The organism is Enterobacter sp. 61D5, assembly GCF_034107965.1.
Classification (GTDB): domain Bacteria; phylum Pseudomonadota; class Gammaproteobacteria; order Enterobacterales; family Enterobacteriaceae; genus Enterobacter; species Enterobacter cloacae_M.
In genome coordinates this window covers 99,435-118,463 of sequence record NZ_JAWNFK010000014.1, presented here as the reverse complement: position 1 = coordinate 118,463, position 19,029 = coordinate 99,435, and the positions used below count along the sequence as shown (strand labels likewise).

Genomic DNA, 19,029 nt, shown 5'->3' with positions numbered 1-19,029 from the left:
AGGGGCGGGTATAACTAACAGACACCCAATCGACATGCGAGGAAAGCGTTATGCGTTATCAAAAACTGGGCAATACCGGACTGTTCGTTTCTGAACTCTGCCTCGGCACCATGACCTTCGGCGGCGAGGGCGGCATGTGGGGCAAGATTGGCCAGCTTCAGCAAAGTGAGGCCGAGCAGCTGGTGGGCCGCGCGCTGGATGCCGGGATCAACTTTATCGACACCGCGGACGTTTACTCTGAAGGGCGCTCGGAGGAGATCACGGGTCAGGCGCTGAAAAACCTGAAAATCCCGCGCGAGAACGTGGTTGTCGCCACGAAAGTGTTCGGCGAAACGGGAACGGCAGGAGTGAATTCGCGCGGCAGCTCGCGCTATCACATCATCAGCAGCGTGAAGGAGAGCCTGCGCCGCATGCAGCTCGATCATATCGATCTCTACCAGCTTCACGGCTTCGACCCCGCAACACCGATTGAAGAAATGCTCTATGCGCTGGATAACCTGGTGCAGCACGGCCACGTGCGTTACATCGGCGTCTCGAACTGGGCGGCGTGGCAGATTGCCAAAGCGCTGGGCATTTCCGAGCGTCTCGGGCTGGCGCGTTTCGCGTCGTTGCAGGCGTATTACACCATTGCCGGGCGCGATCTGGAGCGCGAGCTGGTGCCGATGATGCAGAGCGAAGGCGTCGGGCTGATGGTCTGGAGCCCGCTGGCGGGCGGTCTGCTGAGCGGAAAATATGGGCGCGACGGGCAGAGCGAAGCCGGCGGTCGCCGTCTGGAGTTTGACTTCCCGCCAGTGAATAAAGATCGCGCTTTCGACTGCGTGGACGTGATGCGCACTATCGCCGAAAGCAAGGGCGTCTCCGTCGCGCAAATTGCGCTGGCGTGGCTGCTGCATCAGAAAGCGGTGACCAGCGTCATCATTGGCGCGAAACGCGTTGAACAGCTGGACGACAACATTGCCGCCACCGGGATCCGTCTCAGCGAAGACGAGCTTCAGCAGCTTGATGCGGTGAGCGCGCTGCCGCGGGAATATCCTGGCTGGATGCTGGAGCGGCAGGGTGAGTATCGCCGCAATCAGCTCGCGCAGCAGTAACCTTCCTTATCCCCGGTAAGCGCATCGCCTGCCGGGGATGAGATAAAAGTAAATGACGAGATGATGCTTTTTTAAAGGCAAACTGTATCACTATTGTAATTAGGACTTCAGGATGTCTATGAACAAAGAAATGTGGTGAATGAAAAATAAAAGCTATAAAATGCAGGTCATGGCTAACGTTCCTGGTGTGGTTTCTCTAAGTGCAGAGCTCAATTCCGCTTCGTTTACTAGAAGTAAACTCTTCGCTGATCTGGCACTGGCCATACTTGCAGAGTGTTATTGCAGTGATGGTACGGGACCAATTTAATGGACTTGTTATTAATCAGCAGAATTTATTGTCTTTATTAGTCCCTCCCTCAAAATATTGTCAACATGGTCGTGAAAATCTGATGCGTGAGTATCAGGAGCATTTATTGTATTTGCAGCGATTATGCCGTTATTGTCAGGCGTCGGGCATTGGCGTTTGGTTGCAAGGAGAAGCGCTACCGCGGGATGGAAAAATACAAGAAAAATATCCAGAATATGCTTTGATTGATAATATTAGCGCAGATGAAATTTTCTGGAAAAACTTTTATCAGCACGCACTCTTTGAAGCCCTGGAACAGCTATCCGGCATTGATGGAATGATTGTTAATCTTCACCGACATCAACCCTATAAAGCCAGCTGGGTCTCGACAATCCCTTTTCTCTACCAAACCCTGCGAAGCCTGGGAAAAAAAATGGTCCTGCGTGACTACATGGAGGATGAGGCAGCATCGTGGCAATTAGTCAATGCGTTGCAGGTATTACCTCCGGATGTGAGGGTGTCAATAAAAGCAGTTGCTCATGGTTATCGCCCGGGTTTTGTCAATAACCCTTTATTGACTCAGCTTGAAGGTCGGGTCAAGTGGATTGAGTTTGATATGTGGGGGCTGGAGTACGGCTGGACTCTACTACCGTGCTACTTATTAGAGGAAATTCAGGGCCGTCTTAGCTGGGTTGAAAGTATGGCTGGTGAGGAACTGGAAGCGATTACGGGACGGCTTAGTTGGGAATGGATCTCTAACAGCTCCCTGATTAACTCCGTAAATTCAGTGAACCTGCATGGCTTAGCGATGTTTGGCCGTGAAATATTTATGTCTGAGAAACAGGCGTTTCATTGCTGGCTCACGGATATGCTTGAGCGTAAGGTGGAGGCGGCTGAATTAAATATCTTTCATCAATTGTACGCCAGTAGCTATGAATGGATGAGAAAGACCCCCTATATCCTGGGACATGTTTTGCACCATTTCAGCCAGGTACCGGTAAGCTATGCACAAGCCGTAAAACAACTGCAGTTTCATTTGCTTAAATCTGATGATTATGCTGCGACGGTCTTGTTCCCGATAAACGATCCCGATGCCGGACGCGAACAGTTCCAGCAATTAGTGTTAGAGAAAGAACGAGCTATGTTTTTGGCACAAGACTCCCGTAACCGGCTCTTTCAAATAATACACTCCATTGAGATGTCGGATAAGAAAAAGGATTTATTCAAACGCGTCTGGGACCGCGTCCCGTACTATACTGAAATGTTCAACAGAGTCGCACGAAGTGTCGCTATGAAAATGATGGTCGATCGTTACGGCCATCAGAGTGGTATATCTTCATTTGAATTAAATAATGAAATTAATGAACTGCGCCTTCTGGCGATTCGAATTTCTGGGTGGATAGATAAAGAAGAACAACAACAGCCACATTATCTGGCTATGCTATTTGATCCTGCCAGGCTACTTAGCCTGGCAGAAAGTTTGACAGAAAATTGAACAATTATGACCCGACATTTTTTAATTGCTGATAAAAATCGCGCAATACATAAAATGCTTTTTTGCGCGTTATTTTATCTGCGGTAATCAGTCCCTTGCAATTGAATCCTTTCTGATAGGGGTTCTGACGTCTTTCTGTACGGTAGTCATACAACAACCATGGGGTAAAACCGCGCACATAATTGAGTTTTGGCAGACACTCGGTCTGTTTGCGATAAACATCCGCCATATAGTTTTCCGAGAATGGCCCCGACTGAGGCGCATGTTCGCCCGGAACGCCCTCGGCACCAGTTTCAGTGATGACAACAGGCTTTGTTGGCGACGAGTTTTCACCGAGCACAATCAAATCGTCAAAATTCTCTTCGTACCAGCCGTAATACTCATTCAGACCGATAATATCAAGATAATCTGCCAGACGATCTTCAATCTTCATTTTTGCATGATTGACAAGGCAAGCGGCAGAAATCAAACGGCTGGGATCGGCCTTTCGGGCTGCATCAATCAACATGCTCATAAAATCCAGGCGTTCATCGGTATCTGCATTTTCATTACCCACTGACCAGATAATTACGCTGGCACGGTTTCGGTCACGATAGATTAGCTCCATCAACTGGTTATGTGCATCGCGTTGCGTTGTCGGATTTTTAAAATCTATCGCCCAGTAGTTTGGAATTTCTTCCCAGAGCAACAAACCGACCTCATCCGCAATACGCGCGACCATCTCATGGTGGGGGTAATGCGCCAGTCTCAGGTAGTTGCAGTTGAGCTCTTTAGCATCATGAAAACGGCGGCGGATATCCGCTTCGTTGGTCATTTTTCCTAATAATACATCATCTTCGTGGCAATTTATGCCGCGTAGATAGAGCGATTTACCGTTGAGACGGATATCCGTACCCACAACGTCAATTTGCCTGAAACCCACGCGGTCGCTGACACAGTCGCGCCCCAGCGATGCCATAACGCGATACAATTTAGGGTGTTCAGGAGACCAAATTTGCGGTTCAGCAGACAGGTTAGCTTCAGCAATGCCATTCACCACCGGAAGAGTAACGGAGATGTCAAGTTCAGCGAGAGAGAAATTCACCTCTCGCGCATCGCCTTCCACTGCTATTCTCACGGCTATTTTATTATATTTGCCGTCTGGAACTAAATAAACGAACAGATCCCTGATATAAGTTTGCGGTGTTCGAATAATATCAATTTCACGGTATATCCCGCCATAGTTGAACCAGTCGTTATTTCTCAAGGGTAGCCTGTCAGTAGTGCGGGTGTTATTCACACATAACATCACCACATTCTTTCCTGGCAGTAATACAGACGTTAATTCAGCGCAAAATGGGGTTGAGCCCCCATAGTGGTTGCCTATAAACTGATGATTAACAAAAAGTTTGCAATCGTAATTGGCTGCGCCAATGCGTAAGAAAATACGTTCATCCGCGTCCTGTTTGAGGTAATCAATCTCCCGGCTGTACCACGCACTCCCTTCAAAATAAAACCATTTTTCTTTCATCATTTGCCAGCATCCCGGCACCGGAACGGTATCCCCGGCAAAAGGATCGTAATCGTAAGGATCGCGACGTGTTTCAGCGTCGCTTTTCTCTAAGAGATACCATTTTTGCCTTAATCCTGTGTCGTGAAGATCCAACGTAAAGCGCCATTCGCCACTCAGGCTTTCACGGTCTCGGCCACCCGTGAATAACAGATTAGTATGATTGAGATTCTGCTTATTATACGGTTGGTCATATTGCTCGTTATGTAAGCATTCAACGGCATTTTCAGCCAGGTCCGATTTTTCCAACATGAGATATCCTTCATAAAAGAGGTGTTTCTGTAGAATAACGGCTCGAATTCAGACGCTGGAGCTGCTCCTCATAAACAGAAGGAAAGTTAAGTGATAAAAACATGTAAATGTGATGGAGGTCGAATAACGACAGGATTCTAATGTGATGCACATCTCATAATTGCTTTTACTATGGTGATTTTGATCACATCTGCAACCCTGAGGCGCGATATGACTCACATAAAATTATGGCAGGACTTCAGGGATCTCACTTCTGTTTCTTATCCGTCATGCATTCAGGCCGGGTAACGTACACTGGTTGAAATTAATTACTATGGGTCTGTTTGGATACGATTATTAAATCGTGACGGAGGAAATACGATGGGTCAGTTGCAGGGTGGTGTCAGTAATGAAGCTGTAAATATTGGTTCTACAACCAGTCGATATCGATGGACGATTTGCGCGTTGCTCTTTTTTTCTGTCACCATAAATAATCTCGACAGATCTATATTAGGGTTGCTCGCCCCAATATTACAAAAAGATATTGGCTGGAATGAAATTGAATACGGTAATATAGTGACGGCATTTCAGGCTGCCTATGCCTTAGGTTTATTCCTGTGCGGACGTTTTGTTGATGTTTATGGCGCACGCCTGGTTTTACCTGTCGCACTGGCAATCTGGAGTTTAGCTGCGATGGCTCACGGAATGGTCGGTACTGTTATAGGATTTATCTATGCGCGAATCTTCCTTGGGCTGGGGGAGAGTGCCAACTTCCCTTCAGCTGTGAAGGTTGCCGCAGAGTGGTTCCCGAAACGAGAGCGTGCTTTCGCAACGGGTATTTTTAATTCGGGTTCCAATATTGGTAATATTTTTGCTCCTGTTATTATTCCATGGATAGCATTACAGTGGGGTTGGCGTGAAGCATTCATCGTAACCGGTGCCGTAGGGTTTATCTGGATTGCTTTCTGGTTAATATTATACGGAAAGCCGGAGAAAATTAAGAAGGTAAATAAAGAAGAATTAACCTGGATTAATCAGGATGATGACGCCGATATTACAGCACAAACAACTCAAAAAATCAGCTGGTTGGGTTTGCTAAAGTATAAGCAGACCTGGGCATTCGCCATTTGCAAATTTCTTACTGACCCGATTTTCTGGTTCTTCCTTTTTTGGCTACCGAAGTGGCTGCATGACGCTCGCGGTATTGATATGGCGCATATGGCGATGCCCCTGGTATTAATCAATATTCTGGCAACGATGGGCGGTCTTGCAGGTGGTTATCTCCCTGCATGGATGGTAAACCGTGGTATGGCCGTCAATAAAGCGCGTAAAGCGACATTATTGTTATGCGCTACCTGCGTGCTTCCTATTTTACTGGTCTCGAATGTTTCCAATCTTTGGTGCGCTGTACTGCTGATTGGGCTTGCTGTCGCAGCGCATCAGGGCTGGTCGGTCAATCTTTATACCAGCGTATCCGATATGTTCCCAAAACAGGCGGTAGGGGCTGTTGTTGGTATTGGTTGCCTGATTGGTTCTCTCGGTTCAATTCTTTTTACGCAGGCCACAGGACATATTTTACAGGCAACTGGAAGCTATTGGTCTATTTTCCTGATGGGTGGTTTTGCCTATCTTCTAGGTTTCATGATAATGCATTTATTAATTCCAGCAATGTCTGCAGCTAAATTTAAATAATATTAACTATACAGGTACAGAACATGACATTTACCGATAGTCTGTTAAAGGAACGTATTTTGGCAGCCAGAGAGAAAAGTCTTCTTTGGCTAAATAAAATGCAACTCCCCAACGCAACGGCAGGCGTATTACGCGTTAGCGAACTTCACCAGCCCGAGCAATGGCCGCAAATGCTTCTGCCGGGAACCTATGATGGCACGATGGCTCGCGTTTTATTGGGGGATGAGATCGCCGGGAAAGAAGCGCTTGCGGACTGGATATTGGGTCATCAGGGGGAGGACGGTTTTTTCCAGTTGCCGGGATTGTGCTGGAACGAAACATGGAAAGGGCCGGATGCTGAAAAAACGTGCCAGTACATGCGTTTTCATACAACCAATTACTGTATGGGGACGCTGGAAGTGCTGGACCAACTGGATAGAATCGAGCTGCCATTTTTGAAACCTTACCTCGACGCTCAGTATTTTTGGGCATGGTTAGGTCAACGTGATATGCGCGATCCTTGGCTGGAAGGTAATAATATCGTCAATATCGGAAGTTTTCTGTTACTCGAACAGCAGAGAGAACCGAACGGTCCTGCGGCTCAACGTTTGCAGGATATGATCTTCTGGCATAATCAGCAAAGCGAACCCTATTCAGGTTTTTGGGGGCCGGGTCAGCAGTACAGCCAGGAAGCTTTACTATTTGCGCTCTGCGGTGCGACACATAATTTACATGTATTTTATGCACTCGATGAAAATATTCCCTATTTTAACCAGTCGATAAGCCGTTGCCTGGAACAACCACTAGCCATTCGCAGCAGCTGTATTGATGTCGATATTATCGATATTCTGGCGCACGGCCACGCGCGTTGCCCATATCGCAGCGATGAAATTGAGCATTGGCTCCGCAGCATGCTCGTGAAATTGCTGGACTTCCAGAACGAGGATGGTGGATTCCCGGACACCTTACTTGGCGAGCGAGGGTATGATGGATGGGTGAAGGGATATAAAGAGCCTCAGGGACACAGTAATACGTTTGCCACCTGGTTCCGATGGATAGCTATCGCGATGATCGCCCACGTTTTATGGCCTCAATGGCAGGACTGGCGTTTCCGTAAGACGATCGGTATTGGATATTTTAAAAATCTGTCGAGGTGATTTTAAATTTCTTTGCCCATCGGTACAGAAATCGGCGAAAGCATTTTATTCCATTGAGCATGCTTTTGCCGATTCAACGATGGGCTGTGGCGGCAATCAGCAACCGTCTTTGCAGGTTGCCGCTGGATTTTGCTCAAGGACTCTTACCAGCAGGGCTCGGGGTTCTCGAACTACATCTGTTCCAATTGACAGTACTTTGCCGTCCCTTTCTGCTGAATACTTCGCGACAACATCACCGAATGCATTTCGCTGCACGGCGACCTCTTGTCCTGCTTTTACCGTGTCGCCGGGTTTAACGAAAACTTCCGCAAACCCACCTGTGGTTGCACGTATTGAACTGATAGCATTACCAATATACGTTTTATTGCTGCTGGCGGTTGCGCCGATTTTGCCTTCAATAACCTTGTAGTGGATCAGTACATTGAGGGCACCTTCTAAACCACGGGCAATCATATCCTGCTGGTAAATCCTCGGTTCTCCCGTCTCGGCCGTTATCGCGGGGATACCATTTTGAATAAAAGTTGTCTCCATTGAGCCGGCTTCGCCGGGATCTTTCTTAATTTGATCGGCCGGAAAAAGTTCTGCAATCGTCCGGGCATCCGCATTGCGGTAGTCGGCATAAATGAACAGCGGATAAGCCGTTCCGGTAGACTGGGTGTGATAGTCAATCGCCAGGTCTACATTTCCCTTGTAAACCTTATTCCACATCATCCATGCCTGACGCTCAGCAGAGTTACCCGTTTCTTTTCCTGGATGTACGCGGTTGTAGTCGATGGTCTCACCACCATCGGTTGAAACAGACCATGTCCGGGAAACCCTTTCAAGGCCAGAACGGTTTGGGCCAATAATACCAATAACGCTTCCTTTCATTGTGGCGGGGTCCAGTTGTTCCATCACTTTTTGTACGATGCGCACTCCGTTTAGCTCATCCCCGTGGACGCCCGCCTGAAGCAGAACTTTCTTCCCGTCCGTTTTTCCTTTTGCCACCATTATGGGGACATACCATCGCTGTCCCGTTCCTGTCTCAACCCCCTCGAACATGAAGCGATGTTGTCCTGCTGTCAGGTCAGCTACATCCAGAGTCGAGATAACAGGTATTCCCTGCACCTTATCACCCGTATACACCGTTGCCGCATGAGTCATTGAGCATGACAACGCTAAGCTGAGAGCGAATGCGATACGGCTAGTAGATATCTTCATGAGCGTCATTTTCCATTTGATAGGGTTGAGATTTTTATTTTCTGGCCAGGGCCTGGGTTCATGCTCATTAAGTAAATAATGATTTTTTGAGGCCAGCCAGTGGCACGATCGGGAAATGTGATTTTGCATAGGCTAACGCTCCGGCCTCAGGAACAGGATTTGCGCGATACATTTTCCTGCCCGGCTTCTTCTTTCCAACATACCTCACAAAAAACGATCCTCCTCTTTGATCGTCCTTTCATCTTCGCCTATATGACTAGTCATGATATTTAAAATGACTAGTCATATAGGGAGAAAGCATGAACAATTCGCTGCCGGCCAATTTTTTATGGGGCAACTCGGTGTCAAGCATGCAGACGGAGGGGGCCTGGAACGAGGGCGGGAAGGGGATGTCGGTGTATGACATTCGTGAAGCCGGGGAGAACGTCTCCGACTGGAAAGTGGCGACCGACTCCTACCACCGCTACCGGGAAGATTTCGACCTGATGCAGGACCTGGGCATGAACTGCTACCGCTTCCAGATCTCCTGGAGCCGCGTTTGCCCGCAGGGCGACGGCGCGTTCAACGACGAGGGCATCGCGTTTTACGACCGTTTTATCGACGATCTGATCGCCCGCGGTATCGAGCCGATGGTCTGCCTGTACCACTTCGATATGCCGCTGGTGCTGGCGCAGGAGTACAACGGCTTCAACGACCGCCGCGTGATGGAGGCCTTTATCCGCTACGGCAAAAAGATGATCGACTGCTATAGCGACCGCGTGAAGTACTGGCTGACCTTCAATGAGCAGAACATCTTCCATATGCCGGAAGCGTTCCGCATTTCCGGCTATATGCACGGCGAGAAAACCCTGCGCGAGCTGTACGAGCTGCAGCACCATACGATGGTGGCGCACATGGCGCTGACCGAATATTTGCACCAGACCAGACCTGGCCAGCTGATGGGCGGCATGCTGGCGCACCAGTTGATCTACCCGGCCACCTGCAAACCGCGCGATATATTCTGCGCCCAGCAGTACGACGAGTTCCTCAACCAGAACCTGCTGCGCGTCTTCGCAGGGCAGGGCTACAGCCCGGCGGTGATGGCGGTGGTGGAGCAGGAAGGCTTTGGCGATATCTACCGCGCTGAGGATTTAGCGCTGCTGGCGCGGACTAAAAACGACTATATGGCCTTCAGCTACTACGCCAGCAAAACGCTGGACAGCGATGCGATCCCGGAAGGCACGCCGGTGAACTATTACCTGCTGCACGGCGAGAAAAACAACCCGTACCTGAAGGCCACCGAGTGGAACTGGCAGATCGATCCGCTGGGCTTTCGCACCATCATCACCCGCTACGCCAACGACTGGCGGATGCCGGTCTTCCCGATCGAAAACGGCATCGGGGTGATTGAGTCCTGGGACGGCGTCAATCCGATCGAGGACACCTACCGCATCGACTACCACCGGGCGCATATCAATGCCATGAAGGAGGCGATGTTCGAGGACGGGGCAGAGGTAATCGGCTACCTCGGCTGGGGGTTGATCGACATTCTCAGCTCCCAGGGCGACATGCGTAAGCGCTACGGCGTGGTCTATGTCAACCGGGAAAACCACGACCTGAAAGACCTGAAGCGCGTGCCGAAGAAGAGCTACGCGTGGTTAAAACAGGTTATCCATACCAACGGACGCGAGATGTAAGCCGTACGCTGCCGGGCCGTTTTTGTGACTGATTGATGGGAACTATCCGCTATGTCTGAAACAAAAATAACACCGCACATGCAGTCTTTTGTCGATAAGTTTGTTGAGTTCTCGGCGCGCCTGGCTAATCAGGTGCACCTTCGCTCCCTGCGCGACGCCTTCGCCACGGTAATGCCCATTTTCATCCTCGCCGGTCTGGCGGTGCTGGTGAACAACGTGGTATTTCCGTGGATTTTTCATGGCGACACGCTCGCGCAGTTTAAGGTGTGGGGCGAGGCGATTATCAACGGAACGCTGAACATCGCCGCGCTGCTGCTGGCCCCGATGATTGCCTGGTCGCTGGCGCGCAACAAAGATTTCGACAATCCGGTCTCGGCAGTGGTCATCGCCGTCAGCAGCTTCATCATCATGATGCCGATGCGCCTGCAGATTACGCCCGTCGGCAGCGATTCCGCGGTGAACGTCACCCAGGTGCTGACGTTCGCCAATATCGGCTCAACCGGGATTTTCGCCGGGGTGCTGATCGGGCTGCTCTCAACGGAAGTGTTTATCGCCATTTCGCGCCTGAAGGCGCTGCACATTTCCCTCGGGGAAAACGTGCCTCCGGCGGTGAGCAAATCCTTTACCGCGCTGATCCCGACTATCCTCACGCTCTCCCTGTTCGCGGTGCTGGCGGCGATACTGGCAAACGTGCTGCACACGGACCTGATCCATCTTATTACTACCTTTATCCAGCAGCCGCTGCGGCTAATCAACACCAGCCTGCCGGGAACGATTTTCATCTACAGCTTCGGTAACTTCTTGTTCACGCTTGGTATTCATCAGTCTGTCGTCAACAGCGTGGTGCTGGAGCCGTTCCTGCTGATCAACACCAACGAGAACATGCTGGCCTTCGCCAACGGCCAGCCAATTCCGCATATCATCAACAACATCTTCGTGCCGACGTTCGGCATGGTGGGCGGCACGGGCAGCACGATCTCGCTGCTGATTGCCATCTTTATCTTCTCCCGACAAAAGTCGGCGAAGCAGGTGGCGCGTCTGTCGCTGGCGCCCGGTTTATTCAACATCAACGAGCCGGTGATTTTTGGCCTGCCGATCGTGTTTAACCTGCCGCTGATGATCCCGTTTGTGCTGCTGCCCGCCATCGGCATTTACTTCGCCTGGCTCTGCACCACCCTGGGGTTAATGTCGCGCTGCGTGGTGATGATCCCGTGGACCACACCGCCCATTCTCAGCGCCTGGCTGGCCACGGCGGGAGACTGGCGGGCGGTGGTGGTGCAGTTGGCAATCATCGTATTTGGTGTATTCTTCTACCTGCCTTTCCTCAAAATTGCCGAGCGAGTGGCCTTGAAAAACAGCGGGATAGAAAACTAACTGAAAGGAAGGACGATGGCGGCGAAGTACATCACCATAGCGCGGGAAATTAAGAAACGCATTATCAGCCAGCAGTACGCCGCCAATGAACCCCTGCCGGACCAGTTTGCGCTGGCGGCGGAGTTCAACTCCAGTCGGATGACCATTCAGCAGGCTATGCGCCAGCTGATCGTCGAAGGTCTGGTCTATACCCGCCAGGGGCAGGGCACGTTCATCCGTAAAAACTTCCTTCAGCTCTCGCAGTGGGATCTCTCCGGCAACGACTACTTTGGTGCGACCAAAACCTGGGAACATCTGGGCACGGTGACCAGCCGGGTGGTGCATTTCGAGCTGCGCTTCCCGAACGACAAAGAGCAGGCGTCGCTGATGATTAACGCCGACGCGCCGATCTATGACTTCATTCGTCTACGCTTGCTGAACGGCGAACCTATGTCGCTGGATTCCACCGTGATGCCGATGAATCTGGTGCCGGGCCTGACGAAAACCCATCTTGAAGGTTCGGTGTTCCAGTACGTGCAGGAGACGCTGGGGCTGAAAATTATGGGGTCATACCGGGTGGTGCGGGCGCTTAAGCCCAGCGCGCTGGACAGGGAGCATCTGGTCTGCGAGGAAACCGATCCGGTGCTGGAGGTGGAGCAGGTTATTTATCTGGAGGACGGCACGCCGCTGGAGTATGCCCACTGCCACTATCGGTACGACCACGGCGGGATAGTCATCGTGAATAACGGATAAAAAAAAGCGGGCAACGAGGCCCGCTTTTTTAATGCTTCTCTATCAGTTCAAACGCACCGGCATACCGGAGCGGTTCTGCACGGCCTGGTCAACAATCGCCGTTTCTACGTCTGGCTGAGAAGTCACCGCCTGCACCGCGCTGTTCAGCGTAACAGGAACGACTTCGTTATTGTTGATCTGGTCTTCGCTGGTAGACAGCGGGTTGTGCACTTCAATGTAGCGGCTGCCGTCTGGCTCTGAGGTCGCCTTCACCGGTTCGTTGATGAACTGCACGCGCGTACCGACCGGCACGTTTTCGAACAGGAATTTGATGTCGTCGTTACGCAGGCGCACGCAGCCGTGGCTTACGCGCAGGCCGATGCCGAAGTTGGCGTTGGTACCGTGGATAGCGTACAGGCGGCCAATGTACAGCGCGTACAGACCCATCGGGTTATCCGGGCCTGCCGGTACAACGGCTGGCAGCGGTTCGCCCGCAGCGATGTATTCCGCGTGCATTTTGGCGGTCGGCGTCCAGGTTGGGCCCGCTTTCTTACGCTCAACTTTGGTGGTCCAGTTCAGCGGAGTGTCTTTACCCAGCTGGCCGATACCGATTGGCAGCACGATAACGGTGTTGGTGCCTTTCGGGTAGTAATAGAGACGCATTTCGGCGCTGTTAATCACGATACCTTCATGAACGGTATCCGGCAGGATCAGCTGCTGAGGGATATTCAGCACGGTACCCGCTTTAGGCAGATACGGGTCAACGCCCGGGTTCGCTTCCAGCATGTTAGACAGGCCCAGCTGGTACTGCGCAGCGAAATACTCCAGCGGCTGAGAGTTACCTTCTGGTACCGTCACAACCTGGTTCTGGCCTACCAGACGGCTACCGTCTGTTGGCAGGGGATACGTCACCGCAGACGCGGTCTTACAAAAACCTACTACGGCTAACGCCGCCGCTAAAAGCGTTGTTAATTTCATGTTCATGTTGTGCGAGGTATCTAAGCCATTCTGGCGATGAGTTGATAAGTCTGAATCTGTGATGGGAGCGCATTATATGTGCATTCCCGCTAACAGGGAATTCAGATGTGTACGAAATCACATTTTTTTCGATTTTGCTAAAGTTTAGTGGATTGCCGCAACACGGGATCTCAATTCGGAATTGTGGCATAATGCCGTGTTTATCACACTTTTCGCAGGAATCTCCCCGTGTTAGTTACCAGCAACGTCACTATGCAGTTTGGCAGTAAGCCGCTGTTCGAAAACATTTCCGTCAAATTTGGCGGCGGCAACCGTTACGGCCTGATTGGTGCCAACGGTAGCGGAAAATCCACCTTTATGAAGATCCTCGGCGGTGACCTGGAGCCGACGCTCGGCAACGTATCGCTCGACCCTAACGAGCGTATCGGTAAGCTGCGTCAGGATCAGTTCGCCTTCGAAGAGTTCACCGTGCTTGACACCGTGATCATGGGGCATGGGGAACTGTGGGAAGTGAAGCAGGAGCGCGATCGCATCTACGCGCTGGCCGAAATGAGCGAAGAAGACGGCTATAAAGTGGCCGATCTGGAAACGCAGTACGGCGAGATGGACGGCTACTCTGCGGAAGCACGCGCGGGCGAGCTGCTGCTGGGCGTGGGTATTCCTGTCGAACAACATTACGGCCCGATGAGCGAAGTTGCGCCGGGCTGGAAGCTGCGCGTGCTGCTGGCACAGGCGCTGTTCTCTAACCCGGACATCCTGCTGCTCGACGAACCGACGAACAACCTGGACATCGACACCATCCGCTGGCTGGAGCAGACGCTGAACGATCGCGACAGCACCATGATCATCATCTCGCACGACCGTCACTTCCTGAACATGGTCTGTACGCACATGGCGGATCTGGACTACGGCGAGCTGCGCGTTTACCCGGGCAACTACGACGAGTACATGACGGCGGCTACCCAGGCGCGTGAACGTCTGCTGGCGGATAACGCCAAGAAAAAAGCGCAGATTGCTGACCTGCAGTCCTTCGTCAGCCGCTTTAGCGCCAACGCCTCTAAGTCGCGTCAGGCGACCTCCCGTGCGCGCCAGATCGACAAAATCAAGCTGGACGAAGTCAAAGCCTCCAGCCGTCAGAACCCGTTCATTCGCTTCGAGCAGGACAAGAAACTGTTCCGTAACGCGCTGGAAGTAGAAGCCCTTGCAAAAGGCTTTGAGAACGGCCCGCTGTTTAAAAAATTCAACCTGCTGCTGGAAGTGGGCGAGAAGATTGCCATCCTCGGCGCCAACGGCGTGGGTAAATCCACCATGCTGAAAACCCTGGTCGGCGAACTGCAGCCGGACAACGGCACCGTGAAGTGGTCTGAAAACGCGCAGATTGGCTACTACGCGCAGGACCATGAGTACGAGTTCGAAAACGACCTCACCGTCTTCGACTGGATGAGCCAGTGGAAGCAGGAAGGCGACGACGAGCAGGCGGTGCGCAGCATTCTGGGTCGTCTGCTGTTCAGCCAGGACGACATCAAAAAGCCGGCTAAGGTGCTCTCCGGTGGTGAGAAGGGCCGCATGCTGTTCGGCAAGCTGATGATGGAAAAACCAAACATCCTGGTGATGGACGAACCGACTAACCACCTGGACATGGAATCTATCGAATCCCTGAACATGGCGCTGGAGATGTATCAGGGTACCCTGATCTTCGTCTCTCACGACCGTGAGTTCGTCAGCTCGCTGGCGACCCGCGTGATCGAAATTACGCCAGAGCGCGTGGTGGACTTCACCGGTAACTATGAAGATTACCTGCGCAGTAAAGGTATCGAGAACTAAAAAAGCCGGGTGGCGGCTTCGCCTTACCCGGCCTGCGTTCTATCCCCTCTCCCAGTGGGAGAGGGTCAGGGTGAGGGCATCAGGCCGCACTAGATCACCCACTCGCCCCCTTCAACCCCGTTCACCAGCAGCGTACGTTTTTCCCCTGCAGGCAGCGACACCTTCAGCGATTTCCACGCCGGACGATAATCCCCGCGCGCGTTGACCTTCAGGTTGATGGTTGCGCCGTCGCACACCATTTCCCACTCCACCCACAGCGCGTTGCCGTTCTGGTAGCCCCAGCTTTCGCCGTCGTCTTCAAACAGCATTCCGGTGGTCGTACCGACTCCCTTCACCGGGAACAGCTTCAGCTCGCGGGTCGTATCTTTTTCGGCACTCACATGCGTGATGCGCTCGCTCAGCGGCAGACCGGCTCCCGCACGAACCAGCAGCGGCAGTTTTTCCAGCGGCGCGTCGAGGACGATTGACTGGCCGCCCGCATACCACGCGTGGGTGTAAAAATCGTACCAGCCGGTGGCGTTATCCGGTAGCCAGACGCGGCGCTCGCGCTGCCCGGCTTCGACGACGCTGGCCACCAGCAGGTCGCGGCCCAGCAGGAAGTCATCGCACTCCTCAAACGTCTGCGCATCATGCTCGTGGTCGAGGAAGGTCGGGCGCAGCATCGGCTCGTCGTCGGCATGCGCCTGCCAGAGCAGGGTGTAGAGATACGGCAGCAGGCGGTAGCGCAGCTCAACCGCGCCGCGAATGGCGGGCGTGACGCCCGGGTACATCCACGGTTCGTTCACGGTATGGTCATCGTTCCACGAGTGGATGGTAAAGCGCGGGTGCATCACGCCGTTCTGCACCCAGCGAACGAACAGCTCGGCGTCCGGCTTGTCGCCGGAGAAACCGCCTACGTCGTGACCGACGTTGAACAGCCCGGACAGGCTCATGCCCAGCCCCATGCGGATGTTATAGCGCAGGGTGTCCCAGCTGGTGCGGTTGTCGCCGCTCCAGGTCTGAACGTAGCGCTGCATCCCGGCGCAGCCGGAGCGGGAGATGAGATACGGACGTTTTTCCGGCGCGAAACGCTGCTGTGCTTCCAGCGAGGCGCGCATCATCAGCAGCGGCATCACCGGGCGAATGTGCTTGATGGCAATCTCCTTGCCGAAGCCAAAGCAGCGCGCTTCCCCGTCCCACACTTCGTACTCGTTGTTGTCGTTCCAGGTGGAGTCGATGCCCATCTCCAGCAGCTGCGTGGTCACGCCGTTCTGCCACCACTGCACCGTCTGCGGGTTGGTAAAGTCGAGGTGTGAGCCTTCGTCATCCCAGAAGCTGGAACGTTCCGGTGCATCGGTTTCTGAATCGCGAATGAACAGGCCGTTTTCCGCCACTTCGTTATAGCGCGGATGGTCCTGCAGCAGGCACGGCTTGATGTTCGCTGCAAGCTTCAGCCCCGCGTCGTGAAAGGCCTGACTCATCACCTTCGGCTGCGGCACCTTGTCGTAGTTCCAGTTGAAGACGTAGCGCTTGCCGTTGATGGAGGTATAGCCGGAGGAGAGCTGGAACGAGTCGCACGGAATGGCATGTGCTTCGCACAGGCGAATGAAGTTCATCAGCTGGTTCTGGGCGTCCGGCGCGTCGGTGTAGTGCATGGTCGAGCCGCTGTAGCCCAGGCTCCACTTCGGTCCGAACAGCGTTTTTCCGGTCAGACGCACGAAGGCCTTGGTGACGTCCAGCACGCGCTTGCCGGTAAAGATGTAGTAATCGATATCGCCGGCTTCCGCCTGCCAGCGACGATAGGCGGTGTGGTAGTTGTCGATTTCGTTACCCAGATCCAGCCAGCAGCTGCTCAGGTTGTCATAGAACAGGCCGTAGCTGACGTCGTCGCGGCGGGCGATAGTGAACGGAATATGCTTGTAGAGCGGGTCGGTGCTGGCCGCGTTGTACCCCATCGCGTCGAGGTTGCGCATTTCGTAGCGTTTACCGTTGCGCTGCAGATCGCCCGCTTTCTCGCCCAGGCCGTAGAAACGCTCGTCCTTACGACGGCTGAGGTAGTGCGCTACGCCGTCGCCGTGGGCGTTCAGCAGGTAGGCGCTGGTGGGGCGGTCATTGACCAGCGGCTGCCACTCGCCCGCTTCATTGCGGTAGTGCCACTCCAGCCACAGCGGCTGGTGGACCGTCACGCGCAGCTGTTCGGTTGCCACGGTTAGCGTCTCGCCTTGCTGCGTCAGCGTCCAGGCCGGGCAGGAGAAACCGCTTATATCGTCACGACGGCGGCCTTCCCACGGCACGTCTTTTTCCGGCGCGATGCTCCAGGTGCGGTCAAGCGCCAGCTCGCCTTTGCGTTTGATCAGCACGCGGAACAGGTTCTCTTCCAGCACGTACAGGCACAGGCGGTGCTGGTTATCGACCAGCAGTTCAATATGATTTGCCGACTGCGTATCAATGGTCCAGTTTTTCAGGGTTTTCATATGCAATACATCCACTATCAGGCGCGCTTGGCGCGACGTTCAGCAATAAATGCTACCAGGAAGACAGCGCCAATCAGGTCAAAGAAACCCATGGCAATAAAGAGCGGGTTAAAGCCGATTTTGTCGGCGGTCACACCGATTAACAGCGAGAACAGGAAGCTGGCGATCCACGCCGCAGAGCCGCGCATGCCGTTGACGGTCGCCATCTGGCCTTTGTCGAACGACTCCACAACCAGGGCGCTCAGCATGCAGGAGATGATCTGGTGCCCGAAGCCGCCGATGGAGATCAGTACGATGGTGATATACGGGTCTCGGGTAATGGCCACGATGCCCAGAGAGATCATCAGGAACGCGCCCGTCACGGAGCTGGCAACAACCGAGTTAACGCGCGAGCAGCCAAACAGGCGAGTGTACAGACGCGTCAGGTAGCCGCTCGCCACGCTGCCGAGGTCGGCGGCGAGGAACGGCAGCCAGGCAAACATCGCAATCTGCTTCAGGTCCATGCCGTGCTCTTTGGCGAGGTACAGCGGCACCCAGAAGCTCAGCACCGCCCAGGCCGGTTCCGCCATAAAGGCCGGAATGGCGATACCGTAGAAGCGTTTGTTTTTCGAGACGGTTTTCAGCGCGGTCAGGAAGGGCAGTCTCACCGCAGGCGGTTCGTTGTCCTGCTTGATAAACGCCAGCTCGTCCTTGCTCAGGTTCGGGTGCTGCTCCGGGTTGTGGTAGAACGCCCACCACAGGATCACCCACAGCAACGCCAGCACGCCGGTAAACATAAACGCCCCCTGCCAGCCGAACGACGCGTGAGCAAAGTAGATGATGGGCGGGGCCAGCATCGCGCCGATGGAGAAGCCCACGCCCGCCCAGCCGGCAGCAACGGGGCGCTCTGATTTCGGGAACCATTCGCCGATGGTTTTGGCGTTCGCCGGGGTAGCGGCGGCCTCAGAGGCACCCATGAAGAAGCGCAGAATAGCGAGGTGCAGCCAGCTTCCGGCGCCCGCATGGAAGATACACATCAGGGCCCAGATCCCGGCACAGACCATAAAGCCAATCTTCAGGCCGATGACGTCAATCAGCCAGCCGCACAGGGGCTGGAAAATGGTATAGGCGATCTGGAACGCACCAACGATCCAGGAGTATTGCTCGGTGGTGATCCCGAGGCTCTCTTTCAGTTCCGGGGCGAGGATCCCGAGCGAGTTTCGGGTGATGTAGTTAACGGTGACGCCAAGTAAGAACAGTACCAGCACGTACCAGCGCAGGTTCTTAATGACGCGACGGGTTTTGCTTGTCGCTACGGTGTTATTGATGTCCTGACTCATTTTACTCTCCACAA

At 53.3% G+C, this 19,029-nt stretch carries 13 protein-coding genes; 8 read left to right on the top strand and 5 right to left on the bottom strand.

Annotation, left to right across the window (positions count from 1 at the left end):
- The first annotated feature begins 50 nt into the window (after positions 1 to 50).
- A complete protein-coding gene (locus UTM25_RS15635; RefSeq protein WP_194399894.1) occupies positions 51 to 1,091 on the top strand; it encodes an aldo/keto reductase in 1,041 nt (346 codons plus the stop codon).
- A gap of 200 nt (positions 1,092 to 1,291) precedes the next feature.
- A complete protein-coding gene (locus UTM25_RS15630; protein WP_194399895.1) occupies positions 1,292 to 2,872 on the top strand; it encodes a hypothetical protein in 1,581 nt (526 codons plus the stop codon).
- Positions 2,873 to 2,876: 4 nt separating this feature from the next.
- Here the strand turns inward: UTM25_RS15630 and UTM25_RS15625 are convergent, their stop codons facing one another.
- Positions 2,877 to 4,673: a glycoside hydrolase family 2 protein gene (locus tag UTM25_RS15625; protein WP_194399896.1), complete on the bottom strand. Its 1,797-nt coding sequence runs from the start codon at positions 4,671 to 4,673 to the stop codon at positions 2,877 to 2,879.
- Positions 4,674 to 5,033: 360 nt separating this feature from the next.
- Here UTM25_RS15625 and UTM25_RS15620 point away from each other — a divergent pair, with 360 nt between their 5' ends.
- Together UTM25_RS15620 and UTM25_RS15615 are read left to right on the top strand one after the other, a co-directional pair.
- Positions 5,034 to 6,344 carry an MFS transporter gene (locus UTM25_RS15620; RefSeq protein ID WP_194399897.1) on the top strand — a complete coding sequence of 437 codons (1,311 nt, stop codon included), beginning with the start codon at positions 5,034 to 5,036 and terminating at the stop codon, positions 6,342 to 6,344.
- A gap of 23 nt (positions 6,345 to 6,367) precedes the next feature.
- On the top strand, positions 6,368 to 7,480 hold the full coding sequence (locus UTM25_RS15615) for a hypothetical protein (RefSeq protein ID WP_194399898.1): 1,113 nt from the start codon (positions 6,368 to 6,370) through the stop codon (positions 7,478 to 7,480).
- Positions 7,481 to 7,576: 96 nt separating this feature from the next.
- Here the strand turns inward: UTM25_RS15615 and UTM25_RS15610 are convergent, their stop codons facing one another.
- Complete coding sequence (locus UTM25_RS15610) at positions 7,577 to 8,809, bottom strand: succinylglutamate desuccinylase/aspartoacylase family protein (RefSeq protein ID WP_233469376.1); 1,233 nt, start codon at positions 8,807 to 8,809, stop codon at positions 7,577 to 7,579.
- A gap of 170 nt (positions 8,810 to 8,979) precedes the next feature.
- Between UTM25_RS15610 and UTM25_RS15605 the strand changes: the two genes are divergently transcribed.
- The 3 genes from UTM25_RS15605 to UTM25_RS15595 are packed head-to-tail and all read left to right on the top strand — an operon-like array spanning position 8,980 to position 12,462.
- A complete protein-coding gene (locus tag UTM25_RS15605) occupies positions 8,980 to 10,356 on the top strand; it encodes a glycoside hydrolase family 1 protein (RefSeq protein WP_194399899.1) in 1,377 nt (458 codons plus the stop codon).
- Between the two features lie 51 nt (positions 10,357 to 10,407).
- Positions 10,408 to 11,730, top strand: a complete 1,323-nt coding sequence (locus tag UTM25_RS15600; protein WP_194399900.1) for a PTS sugar transporter subunit IIC — start codon at positions 10,408 to 10,410, stop codon at positions 11,728 to 11,730.
- Positions 11,731 to 11,745: 15 nt separating this feature from the next.
- Positions 11,746 to 12,462, top strand: coding sequence for a GntR family transcriptional regulator (locus UTM25_RS15595; RefSeq protein ID WP_194399901.1), 717 nt, complete (start codon positions 11,746 to 11,748; stop codon positions 12,460 to 12,462).
- A 42-nt stretch (positions 12,463 to 12,504) separates the two neighbouring features.
- Here UTM25_RS15595 and ldtB read toward each other — a convergent pair whose 3' ends face one another.
- Entirely contained in the window at positions 12,505 to 13,425 is a 921-nt protein-coding gene (gene ldtB, locus UTM25_RS15590; protein WP_194399902.1) for a L,D-transpeptidase, read from the bottom strand.
- A gap of 222 nt (positions 13,426 to 13,647) precedes the next feature.
- On the opposite strand from ldtB, the gene UTM25_RS15585 reads away from it, so the two are divergent.
- Positions 13,648 to 15,243, top strand: a complete 1,596-nt coding sequence (locus UTM25_RS15585; RefSeq protein ID WP_047061448.1) for an ABC-F family ATPase — start codon at positions 13,648 to 13,650, stop codon at positions 15,241 to 15,243.
- 89 nt (positions 15,244 to 15,332) lie between these two features.
- Here the strand turns inward: UTM25_RS15585 and UTM25_RS15580 are convergent, their stop codons facing one another.
- Both UTM25_RS15580 and UTM25_RS15575 read right to left on the bottom strand, forming a co-directional pair.
- Entirely contained in the window at positions 15,333 to 17,696 is a 2,364-nt protein-coding gene (locus tag UTM25_RS15580) for a glycoside hydrolase family 31 protein (protein WP_194399903.1), read from the bottom strand.
- A 17-nt stretch (positions 17,697 to 17,713) separates the two neighbouring features.
- Positions 17,714 to 19,015, bottom strand: coding sequence for an MFS transporter (locus UTM25_RS15575; RefSeq protein WP_023335029.1), 1,302 nt, complete (start codon positions 19,013 to 19,015; stop codon positions 17,714 to 17,716).
- Between the last annotated feature and the right edge of the window lie 14 nt (positions 19,016 to 19,029).

Bases quoted from the DNA above. Each gene is read 5' to 3' on its own strand.
- UTM25_RS15635 (WP_194399894.1), top strand. From the start codon at position 51: ATGCGTTATCAAAAACTGGGCAATACCGGACTGTTCGTTTCTGAACTC.
- UTM25_RS15625 (WP_194399896.1), bottom strand. From the start codon at position 4,673: ATGTTGGAAAAATCGGACCTGGCTGAAAATGCCGTTGAATGCTTACAT.
- UTM25_RS15620 (WP_194399897.1), top strand. From the start codon at position 5,034: ATGGGTCAGTTGCAGGGTGGTGTCAGTAATGAAGCTGTAAATATTGGT.
- UTM25_RS15615 (WP_194399898.1), top strand. From the start codon at position 6,368: ATGACATTTACCGATAGTCTGTTAAAGGAACGTATTTTGGCAGCCAGA.
- UTM25_RS15610 (WP_233469376.1), bottom strand. From the start codon at position 8,809: ATGCAAAATCACATTTCCCGATCGTGCCACTGGCTGGCCTCAAAAAAT.
- UTM25_RS15605 (WP_194399899.1), top strand. From the start codon at position 8,980: ATGAACAATTCGCTGCCGGCCAATTTTTTATGGGGCAACTCGGTGTCA.
- UTM25_RS15600 (WP_194399900.1), top strand. From the start codon at position 10,408: ATGTCTGAAACAAAAATAACACCGCACATGCAGTCTTTTGTCGATAAG.
- UTM25_RS15595 (WP_194399901.1), top strand. From the start codon at position 11,746: ATGGCGGCGAAGTACATCACCATAGCGCGGGAAATTAAGAAACGCATT.
- ldtB (WP_194399902.1), bottom strand. From the start codon at position 13,425: ATGAACATGAAATTAACAACGCTTTTAGCGGCGGCGTTAGCCGTAGTA.
- UTM25_RS15580 (WP_194399903.1), bottom strand. From the start codon at position 17,696: ATGAAAACCCTGAAAAACTGGACCATTGATACGCAGTCGGCAAATCAT.
- UTM25_RS15575 (WP_023335029.1), bottom strand. From the start codon at position 19,015: ATGAGTCAGGACATCAATAACACCGTAGCGACAAGCAAAACCCGTCGC.